Source organism: Duganella dendranthematis, from assembly GCF_012849375.1.
Taxonomy (GTDB): domain Bacteria; phylum Pseudomonadota; class Gammaproteobacteria; order Burkholderiales; family Burkholderiaceae_D; genus Rugamonas; species Rugamonas dendranthematis.
The window spans coordinates 4,919,135-4,928,592 of the sequence record NZ_CP051684.1; the positions used below are offsets into that span (position 1 = coordinate 4,919,135).

12 protein-coding genes are annotated in these 9,458 nt (G+C 60.0%); 7 read left to right on the plus strand and 5 right to left on the minus strand.

Translation table 11 applies throughout. The annotated features are described in order from the left end of the window. Nucleotides 1–118: 118 nt before the first annotated feature. Nucleotides 119–1,429: a sugar MFS transporter gene (locus tag HH213_RS22665; protein ID WP_110848289.1), complete on the minus strand. Its 1,311-nt coding sequence runs from the start codon at nucleotides 1,427–1,429 to the stop codon at nucleotides 119–121. 101 nt (nucleotides 1,430–1,530) lie between these two features. Next, nucleotides 1,531–2,439, minus strand: a complete 909-nt coding sequence (locus HH213_RS22670; protein WP_169113729.1) for a LysR family transcriptional regulator — start codon at nucleotides 2,437–2,439, stop codon at nucleotides 1,531–1,533. A gap of 108 nt (nucleotides 2,440–2,547) precedes the next feature. Here HH213_RS22670 and HH213_RS22675 point away from each other — a divergent pair, with 108 nt between their 5' ends. From HH213_RS22675 to HH213_RS22700, 6 genes are all read left to right on the plus strand, one after another. After that, nucleotides 2,548–3,282 (plus strand): SDR family NAD(P)-dependent oxidoreductase, encoded by a 735-nt coding sequence (locus tag HH213_RS22675; RefSeq protein WP_169113730.1) that lies wholly within the window; start codon nucleotides 2,548–2,550, stop codon nucleotides 3,280–3,282. Between the two features lie 19 nt (nucleotides 3,283–3,301). Next, nucleotides 3,302–3,514, plus strand: coding sequence for a 2-hydroxymuconate tautomerase family protein (locus tag HH213_RS22680; protein WP_110848286.1), 213 nt, complete (start codon nucleotides 3,302–3,304; stop codon nucleotides 3,512–3,514). Further along, nucleotides 3,511–4,131, plus strand: a complete 621-nt coding sequence (locus HH213_RS22685) for a DsbA family protein (protein WP_169113731.1) — start codon at nucleotides 3,511–3,513, stop codon at nucleotides 4,129–4,131. Before HH213_RS22680 ends, HH213_RS22685 begins: the two co-directional genes overlap by 4 nt. A gap of 287 nt (nucleotides 4,132–4,418) precedes the next feature. Next, nucleotides 4,419–4,691 (plus strand): hypothetical protein, encoded by a 273-nt coding sequence (locus tag HH213_RS22690; RefSeq protein WP_169113732.1) that lies wholly within the window; start codon nucleotides 4,419–4,421, stop codon nucleotides 4,689–4,691. A gap of 619 nt (nucleotides 4,692–5,310) precedes the next feature. Next, nucleotides 5,311–5,640, plus strand: coding sequence for a hypothetical protein (locus HH213_RS22695; RefSeq protein WP_169113733.1), 330 nt, complete (start codon nucleotides 5,311–5,313; stop codon nucleotides 5,638–5,640). Nucleotides 5,641–5,704: 64 nt separating this feature from the next. Further along, nucleotides 5,705–6,331 (plus strand): hypothetical protein, encoded by a 627-nt coding sequence (locus HH213_RS22700; protein ID WP_169113734.1) that lies wholly within the window; start codon nucleotides 5,705–5,707, stop codon nucleotides 6,329–6,331. A gap of 193 nt (nucleotides 6,332–6,524) precedes the next feature. Here the strand turns inward: HH213_RS22700 and HH213_RS22705 are convergent, their stop codons facing one another. Both HH213_RS22705 and HH213_RS22710 read right to left on the minus strand, forming a co-directional pair. Beyond that, on the minus strand, nucleotides 6,525–6,746 hold the full coding sequence (locus HH213_RS22705) for a 2-hydroxymuconate tautomerase family protein (protein WP_110848282.1): 222 nt from the start codon (nucleotides 6,744–6,746) through the stop codon (nucleotides 6,525–6,527). After that, the gene (locus tag HH213_RS22710) at nucleotides 6,734–8,119 is read right to left on the minus strand and encodes an MFS transporter (protein ID WP_169113735.1); all 1,386 of its coding nucleotides are present in this window, start codon (nucleotides 8,117–8,119) and stop codon (nucleotides 6,734–6,736) included. Before HH213_RS22710 ends, HH213_RS22705 begins: the two co-directional genes overlap by 13 nt. A gap of 97 nt (nucleotides 8,120–8,216) precedes the next feature. On the opposite strand from HH213_RS22710, the gene HH213_RS22715 reads away from it, so the two are divergent. Beyond that, nucleotides 8,217–9,092, plus strand: a complete 876-nt coding sequence (locus HH213_RS22715) for a LysR family transcriptional regulator (RefSeq protein WP_169113736.1) — start codon at nucleotides 8,217–8,219, stop codon at nucleotides 9,090–9,092. Between the two features lie 59 nt (nucleotides 9,093–9,151). On the opposite strand, the gene HH213_RS22720 is transcribed toward HH213_RS22715, so the two are convergent. Then, nucleotides 9,152–9,433: a hypothetical protein gene (locus HH213_RS22720; protein WP_169113737.1), complete on the minus strand. Its 282-nt coding sequence runs from the start codon at nucleotides 9,431–9,433 to the stop codon at nucleotides 9,152–9,154. Nucleotides 9,434–9,458 lie beyond the last annotated feature (25 nt).

The following is a 9,458-nucleotide window of genomic DNA, read 5'->3' on the forward strand; positions in this document are numbered from 1 at the left end:
GACATCCTGAAGGTGGGAGATGTTGTAAAAACGCCGGACAAAAGCGGTTCACAGTGGCGCGACTGGCTGGTAAAAAAAATGCCCGCGTTATGCGGGCATTGTCTTGACGCAGGGGGGCTTAGCCGACTTTTGCTTCCGGGAAGGCGTTGGTTGCTTTCGAACCCCACAGCGCGTAGAACAGCACGTACAGTTCGCATGCCGCCGTCAGCAGGAACGACAGTTGCAGGCCGACGGTGTCGGCCAGCCAGCCTTGCACCACCACCAGCGCGCCACCGGCGATCGCCATGATCAGCAGGCCGGCGCCTTCTTCGGTCATCGGTCCCAATCCCTTGATGCCGAGCGTGAAGATGGTCGGGAACATCACCGAGTGGAACAGGCCGACCGAAATCAGCGCCCACATGGCGACGCTGCCGGTACCCAGCGCCGCGATCATCATAACGACGAAGGCGCCAATCGCGCAGAACGCCAGCACGCGCTCGGCGGTGGTCTTGTTCATCGCCCAGGCGCCGACGAAGCGGCCAACCAGCATGCCGCCCCACAGCAGGAACAGGTAGTGCGCGCCTTGCTCATGCGACAGGCCGCCGATTTCCGGCTGGCCGGTGAAGTTGATGAACAGGTTGGCCACGCCGATTTCGGCGATCAGGTAGATGAAGATGGCCGGAATGCCGAACACCAGGTTGCGGTGCTTCCACAGCGACAGTTTCTCGCGCTCGGTATCGGACACGCGGCTGGTGGCGCCGTGGTGCATCTTCGGCATCGGGAAGCGGGAAATCACCAGCGCAAGGATCACCAGCACGCCGGCCACGATCAGGTACGGCAGCTGCACGGCCTGGGCGTCGGCCAGCTTTTCAGCCTGGGTCAGCACGTGGCCGGCTTCGGCGGTGCCGGAAGCCGAGCGGCCCAGAATCAGGTAGGCGCCGAACAGCGGCGCCAGCGTCGCACCCAGCGAGTTGAACGCCTGCACCAGGTTCAAGCGCGACGATGCCGTCTCCGGCGAGCCCAGCACGGCAACGTAAGGATTGGCCGACACTTGCAGCAAGGTGATGCCGCAGGCGATCACGAACAGCGCGCACAGCGTTACGCCATATGACGGCAGCCGCGCGGCCGGAATCATCAGCAGGGCGCCGACCGCCATCATGCCCAGGCCGAACACCATGGATTTCTGGTAGCCGATGCGCTCGATCAGGCGGGCCGATGGGATCGAGGCGAAGAAGTAGGCGATGAACCAGACCGATTCGATCAGCGTGGTCTGGGTGTAGTTCAGGTCGAACACGCTGCGCAGGTGCGGCAGCAGGGTGTTGTTGATGACGGTGATGAAGCCCCAGGTGAAGAACAGGCTGGTCAACAGGGACAGGACAGCGCGCGGGCTGGCGCCCGGGCTGGTCTGCGGTGCGGCGGAAACGGCAGCGGTGGTGAGTGGTGCGGGCATGGATGTCTCTAGAAGTTTTCTTAACCTCGTATGCTATCGCAGGGTGCGTATGTTCTCCAATGCCAAAAAAATCATTAGCAATACCATTTGGGTATAGCAGTTCAGGTTAAGTTGCTCAGGAGGAACTCCACGAAGGTGCGCACCCGCAGCGACAGGTGGCGTGCGTGCGGATACAGCAGGATGAACGGGCGCGAGGTGCCGCCGTGCTGCGGCAGCAGTTCAACCAGCGCGCCGCTGGCCAGGTCTTGTTCGACGATGAAACGGTAGGTTTGCACCACGCCGGCGCCGCCGCGCGCCAAGGTGACGATGCCGAGCACATCTTCCGAGCAACACAGGCCGCCTTCGGTCACCACATCGACCTGTTGGCCGTCCTGCATGAACGGCCACGGAATGCGCTTGCCGGTGCTGGGCAAGTCGAATTGCAGGCATTCGTGCCGGCTCAAATCGGCCAGCGAGGCCGGCGTGCCGGCGCGCTTGAGGTAGGTGGGGGCGGCCACCAGCACCAGTTCGGCGTCCTCCAGCTTGCGGGCGATCAGGTTGGAATCGGCCGGCGCGCGGCCGCGGATCGCCAGGTCGTAGCCTTCGTCGGCGAAGTCGATGTTGCGGTTGCTGACGTGGATGTCGATCGTCACTTCCGGATAGGTGCGGCGAAATTCGCCCAGCAGCGGTAGCAGCCGGTAGTGCGCATACGGCGTCGGCGCGCTGATGCGCAGCGGGCCAGACGGCTGGACCTGGGCGCCGGTGATCTGCCGTTCGGCCTCGGTCAGCTGCGACAGCGCCTGGCGACATTGCTCGAAGTAGACGCGACCGCCATCGGTCAGGCGGATCTGGCGCGTAGTGCGGACGAACAGGCGCACGCCGAGGCGTTCCTCCAGCCGTGACACGGAACGGCTGACGGCGGCCGGCGTGACCCCGGCGGCGGTAGCGGCGGCGGTAAAGCTGGACAGCTCGGCGGCCAGGCAGAACAGCTCTATGCTGCCCAGCAGCACATCATCGAATTGGCGTTTCATAGCGGTTTATTGATTACATGATGTATCTATTGTCTTGTGTTTCCATGTCTTTATCAAGGTTCTGCGCAAAAGTATAGTTTGCTCACACCAACCTTGAAAGGAAACATCATGAACAAGACAGTCATCGTTACCGGCGCATCGAGCGGGATCGGCTTTGCCGTCGCCGAGGCTTATCTGCAACGCGGCTACAACGTGGTCGGCAACGCGCGCACCATCGATCGCCTGAAACAGGCGTCGGACAAGCTGGGCAATCCCGCCAACTTTTTGCTGGTGCCGGGCGATATCGCTTTGCCCGCCACGGCCAAGGCTTTGTTCGAGCGCGCCGTGGCGGCGTTCGGCAAGGTGGATATCCTGATCAATAACGCCGGCATCTTCATCGCCAAGCCGACCACCGACTACACCGAGCAGGAACTGGACGAGCTGCTCAACACCAATCTGAAGGGTGTGTTCTTCCCGACCCAGCAGGCGGCTGCGCACATGAGCGCGAATAAATCCGGCCACATCGTCAACATCACCGCCGCCATTGCGATGCAGCCGAACGTCAAAGTGCCGGCGCTGCTGCCGGTGCTGATCAAAGGCGGCCTGAACAACGCCACCCGTGCGCTGGCGATTGAACTGGCGGCGTCCAACATCAAGGTCAACGCAGTGGCGCCCGGCATCATTGCCACGCCGATGCACAGCCAGGACGACGCTACCCAGGCGTTCTACCGCACCCTGGCGCCAACCGGCCAGACCGGCGTGACGCAGGATGTGGTCAACGCTGTGCTGTACCTGACCGAATCCAACTTCACAACCGGCACCATTTTGCCGGTCGATGGCGGCGGCAGCGCCGGCACCTGGTAATCATTCAAGGAGAATCACCATGCCATACGTAAATATCCGCGTCACCAATGAAGGCGTGTCGGCCGCGCAGAAGCAGCAACTGATCGAAGGCGCGACCGACCTGCTGCAACGCGTGCTGAACAAGGACCCGGCCACAACCTTCGTTATCATCGACGAAGTGGAGACCGACAACTGGGGCGTCAATCGCGAAAACATCACCACGCGCCGACAACGCGAGAAAGCGACCAAATGAAGCTTCTGTACGTGGGCGATCCCATGTGCTCGTGGTGCTATGGCTTCGGCAAGGAAATGACCGCGCTGATGACCCTGCACCCCGGGCTGGAACTGGAGATCATCGTCGGCGGCGTGCGCGCCGGCGCCACCGACCTGCTGGACCAGGCGGGCAAGGAGTTCCGCCTTGGCCACTGGGAGCGGGTGGAGGCGCAGAGCGGTTTGCCGTTCAACCGAGCGGCGCTGATGGCGCGCGAGAACTTCGTCTACGACACCGAACCGATCTGCCGCGCGGTCGTCACGGGGCGCAAGCTGGCGCCGGCGGCCGATCTGCTGGCCGTGTTCCGCGCCTTGCAGCAGGCCTTCTACGTGGAGGGGCTGGACACCACCGACGGCCGCGTGCTGTCGGCGGTGGTGGCGGCGCAGCTGCAACTGGATGTCGGCGCCGTGCTGGGCATGTGGCAGCACGCCGACACCATCGCCCAAACCCAAGCCGACTTCAGCCGCGCTCGCGCGCTGGGTGTGCGCAGCTTCCCGGCGCTGCTGTTGGACAAAGGCGGTGAGATCGTCGAAGTCAGCGGCGGGTATGCGAAGGTGGAGCAGCTAAACCATCGGCTGCGTCAGATAATGGCGGTCTGAAAAGAACGATTAATGCGTGGAGAGGCTGTGCGCTGGCAAGCGCGCAGCCGAGAAGGTAGGTCACAGTGAAGCCAAGTCGTCATAAAGCCTGCGCCTCTTCGTCGGCCAGATGATATTCTTGGTCATGGTAATTAGTTCTATCGGTGGGTCATGCAATTGAACGATAGTGCCAGGGCATAAGGAGCGGTGAAACATCGGTTCCAGTAAAATCAAAGTGGTTTTGTCCGAAACCGGCCAGAAGCCGCCGGTCATCAGCGGCGTTTTTATATAAATTTGTAGGAAAAGAGATGAAGCGGGTTCTGCCCCATATTGAAATCGGACTGCACAACGATGAGCATGTCGTCGTCGTTGTGGGCGATTATGAGTTGGCTGACTTCATCGAAGACTACCTATGCGAGGAATGCGACTTACCCTACGATTACCGGACTACAGTCGAACGGCTTGGAGGAGAAATTATCACCTTACATTTCCCTGCATCGGCGTTATTGCAGGAAATTAGAGATAGCCTTACCAAGTTGTCCTCAGACGAAATTGAGGACATCTATCGCCTCAACAACTAAGCTTGAACATGGCGCGTAACGGCCAAAAGCGGTCCGTCAAAAACGAAAGACAATTAATGCTGAGCCTGGAAGATAAAAAGTGGCGAGAGCTTCACGGTGGCTACAGAGTTCCATACGATGTGTCGGTAGCATTGCGGTCGATGCGAGAAGGAATCGATGTATGGGATGAACTGTGGAATGAGCTTCACCATCAAGGTGACGTGATATGGCCTCTTACGCGGCAGTGCCTCAGTTGGTGGGTATCGTAAGTAAGGCACAGGGCGCGATTGGAATTTTTACGGATTACTGGCGACCATCGAGGTAGCGCGCCATCGGGAAGGTAATCCGCCAGTACCCGATTGGTTGAAAGCCGATTACGATGGTGCGTGGGCACAAGCAGCCGCCTTAGCTTTGGCTGACATCGGTTCAAAAATCGACAGTCCAACTACGAGAGCCATTCTCAGTGTGCTCGCTCTGACAAGGGGCGAGTTAAAACTCGGAGCCATGCTTTCCGGCCTGGATGAATCCGAACTAGATGAATGGCTTGACGAACGACTGGCTTGGTCCGAATTGTATGAATAATTCGGCTCTCGGCCATTAGCGGCCCGCCACGCCGAGCGATTGATTTTTAGGAGTTGTGTTGAATCTGTTCATTCGTGCGTATGCCAGTTGTGGCAGTTTGGAAAACGCTAAAGAAATCTCCGATGCAATTCGACTGGTGTTGTTTCAGTTTGACCCGGTAGATTTTTCAGAACCGAAGCCATATTGGAAAATGCCTGAGCTTTTCGAATTCTCGTTCAACCTTAGCCCAGCGAGCGAGACTTCGTTTCTTGAGGTAATTAAGTCATGTGGCGCAGGCTGGCTACACCTTGGGAATGGGCAAGATAGGTCTTCGGTATGGAATCGAGTAGAAGGCTATTCTTTCTTAACGCCGTCCGTCGCCTGGGCTGAGCTGGCACTAATTCCGTAATCGGCCAAAAGCGGAATGTCGTGCTTAATCGAGAATCGATACTTTATTCATCAATTCCAGCGTTATGAAGAACCGCCTTGCTCAGCTCATATTTTTAGCTTTCTTTCAAAGCACTGCGTTAGCGCAAAGCTCACTTGAGCCATGTCGAAAAGATTTCATTGATGCCTACCATGTCGGCGTCAACAAAGTCATTGATGATGCTGTTGCCGTACCTTCTTCACTTCAGCTAACGACTTTTCCATCATTTCAGGCTGAATCTGGGTTGCGGTTAGTCGCATCCAAGGTCTACTTTGTGGAGTTTCAAACATCGTTCTGGGGCGATTCGTATGTGGTTGACCGTAAAGGGAATGGCCGCATGGACTTTACCAAGCCCAGAACGGTGGCGAAATCAAGAAGCGCTCCATTAAGCTCAGATACAGCGCAACGTATTGGGCGTGCGTACTCAAAAGCTATTACTGAAGCAACACAATCGGGCAGGATGGGATTGGATGGGACCGCTTACGTGCTTTCGACGGGGAAGGGAGATTGCGCGTGGGCTTGGTCTCCGGAGCCGAATTCTCAGAATGGGCAATTAATCGAGTTGATGCGAAGATTGGAGACGCACACCAAATTCTCGTCTTTAATTGATTTACAAAGAAGTGAAAAGTCTATCATTCAACTTCTCAACACCATCGAGAGAGTGGGAAAATAATCTGCGTACTTCCGCTAAGGGGCGAAATCAGCCTCTCACAGAATGGCGCAGGCCAGGGAATTAACTGCCATTGTCAACCCCAGCCCCTAACCTTGCGCAATGTTGTTCTCGATTAGCCGCACAGCTTGCTTCGCGCCTTCATGAAAAATCGCGTGCTATCGGCCAGCAAAACACCAGCTGGTGGGCGCAGCCCTTACGACTTCGCCGCCGCCTCCCTGGCGCGCTGGCGTAGCGTGGTGACGGCGGTGCCGCCGACGCCCCAGTTGTCGGTCTCCACTTCGTCGATGATGACGAAAGTGGTGGCTGGATTCTTGTTCAGCACTTTTTGCAGCAAATCGGTCACGCCCTGAATCAGTTCCTGCTTCTGCTCGGCGGTAGCGCCTTCATTGGTGATGCGGATATTTACGAATGGCATAGCTTTTCTCCTTGGTTAAAATTGGTCGACAGGGCCAGCAGCGCACCGCCGAGCAGCAGGGCGGTCGATACGCCGAGCGCGATTTCGATACCCGACAGGATAGCAGCCGTAGCCGTCGCCGCCACCAGCGCGCCGTAGACCGCCACCCCCATCGCGCCGCCGACCTGGCGCGCCGTGTTCAATACTGCCGACGCCGTGCCGGCCTGATGCTTTTCAACCGAGCCGAGAATGGCGGTCGTCATGGCCGGCACCGCCAGTCCCATGCCGGCCGGGATCAGTGCCAGCCCCGGCAGCATGGCCCAGAAACTGGCCGAAGTGGAAATCCCAAATACGCCCAGCAATGCATAGCCGCTGGCGCCGAGCACGCCACCGATGATCATTGGCAGCCGCGAACCGACCCGCGATTGCAACCAGCCGCTGGCGATATTGGCGAACAAAAAAGTGCCGGTCAGCGGCAGGAAAATCAGGCCGGCATGCAGCACCGAAAAGCCGCGCACCTGTTGCAGGTAGAAGCTCAGCACGAAGATGATGCCGTAGTAGGCAAAGTTGACGAACACGCCGAACAGTACCGCCGGCGAAAAACCGGTCAGCTTAAACAGCTGCAAGGGCAGCATCGGCGCCGCGCTGCGCGCTTCGACCCGGACGAACAGTACGGCCGCCGCCAGCGCCACGGCGAACGCGCCCAGCACGGCCGGATGCGTCAGGCCCAGTGCATGCACTTCGATCACCGCGCCAATAAAGGCGGTCAGCGCGATCACCGCCAGCAACTGGCCGGGAATGTCGAAATGGCGGGCCGGGCCATTGTGGCGAATGACCGGCACCACCCGCAAGGTCAGCCAGAAGCCGATCAGGCAAATCGGGATATTCACCCAGAAGATGCTGCGCCAGCCGAAGGCCGACATCAGGATGCCGCCCAACACCGGCCCGGCGGCGATCGAGACGCCACCGGCGGCGGTCCACCAGGCGATGGCCTGGGCCAGCAGCTTGCGCTCATGCGCATAGACGGCGTTGAGGATGGACAGCGAACTCGGTACCAGCAGCGCGGCGCCGACGCCTTGCACCGCGCGCGCCAGGTTGAGCGCCAGCGCGCCGGGCGCCATGGCGCAGGCCAGCGATGCGGCGGTGAACAGGGCGAAGCCGGTCAGGAACACGCTGCGCGAGCCGAAACGGTCGCCCATGGCGCCGGCCGACAGCAGGAACACGGCAAAGCCCAGCGTGTAGGCGTCTACCACCCATTGCAGCTGGCTGACACCGGCATGCAGTTCGCGACCGATTTCCGGCAACGCTACGTTGACGATGGTGACGTCCAGCTGGACGATGATGAAGGCAAAGCTGCAAGCGAGCAGGATGGCCAGTGAGGGCGTGGGTTTCATGATGGTGCTCCAGAGGTCGATATTGCCAATATAGACCTGATTGCGCATCATTAAAAATGAATTATACTGAACTAGTAATTCGCTTATTGAGAATGATATGGAGCTTTCATCCCTGCGCATCTTTAAAACCGTGGCCGAGGAGGGCGGCGTGACGCAGGCTGCCGCCCGGCTCAACCGCGTGCAATCCAACGTCTCGGCCAGGCTGACGCAGCTGGAGGAATCGCTGGGCGTCAGCCTGTTCCACCGCTCCGGGCGGCGCATGCTGATCACCGAGGACGGCGCGCGGCTGCTGGCCTACACCGAGCGGCTGCTGCAACTGGCGGACGAGGCGCAGGAAGCCATGCGCGGCGACCGCCAGCCATCCGGCCAATTGCGCATCGGCTCGATGGAAACCACCGCCGCCGCGCGATTGCCGCTGGTGCTGGGGCAGTTTCACCGCCAGTATCCGCAGGTGGACCTGGTGCTGGATACCGGCCCCACCGATTATCTGCTGCAGGCGGTGCTGAATCACAAGGTGGATGTGGCACTGGTAGCGGCCCCGGTCGAGCGGCCTGAACTGGTGCAGTTGCCGGTGTTTGACGAGGAATTGGTCTTGCTGACCGACAGCCTGCACGGCCCGGTGACGTCGCCGGCCGATGTGGCCAAGCGTACGCTGCTGGGATTTCGCAGTGGCTGTTCCTACCGTCGGCGGCTGGAACGCTGGTTTGCAGAAGGCGGCGTGTCGCCGGCGCGGATTTCGGAGTTTGGGACGTTCGAGGCGATTATCGGCTGCGTGGCGGCCGGGATGGGCGTGGCGATGATGCCGAAGGAAGTGCTGAAGCAGCGCGAACTGGCGAAATCCGTGCGCGTGCACGCATTGCCGGACGACGTCGCGCGCGTCCAGACCATGCTGGTCTGGCGCCGCGACATCGCCCAACACGCCGCCCGCGATGCATTCGCGGCGGCGTTTGCTACCCCGAACGAAAGGGTCTGACCCCGTACGGGGTCAGACCCTGTGCCGCAGCGCTGTGCGGGTTCGGGAACAGCGATCGCTTAGCGGTTAGCCGGCGGAGTCGCTGGTGGCGGTTCGGTGGTGGACGGTGGCGTGGTCGCTGCCGGCGGTGCGTTCGGATCTGGCTGGGTAGCCGTGCCGCCTTCCGTGGTCGGCGTGTTGGTCACCGGCGGCGTAGCTGGTGCCGGAGTGGCCGCTGGAGCTGGGGTCGCTTCCGGCACCGGTGGCGGCACGTCAGCGTCTTTTTTCTTGCAGCCGCCCAATACGGCAGCGGTAACGAGCAGGGCACAAGCAAACTTACCAGTAAGATGGAACTGTTTCATGGTGGACTCCTGTTAGTGGGTGATT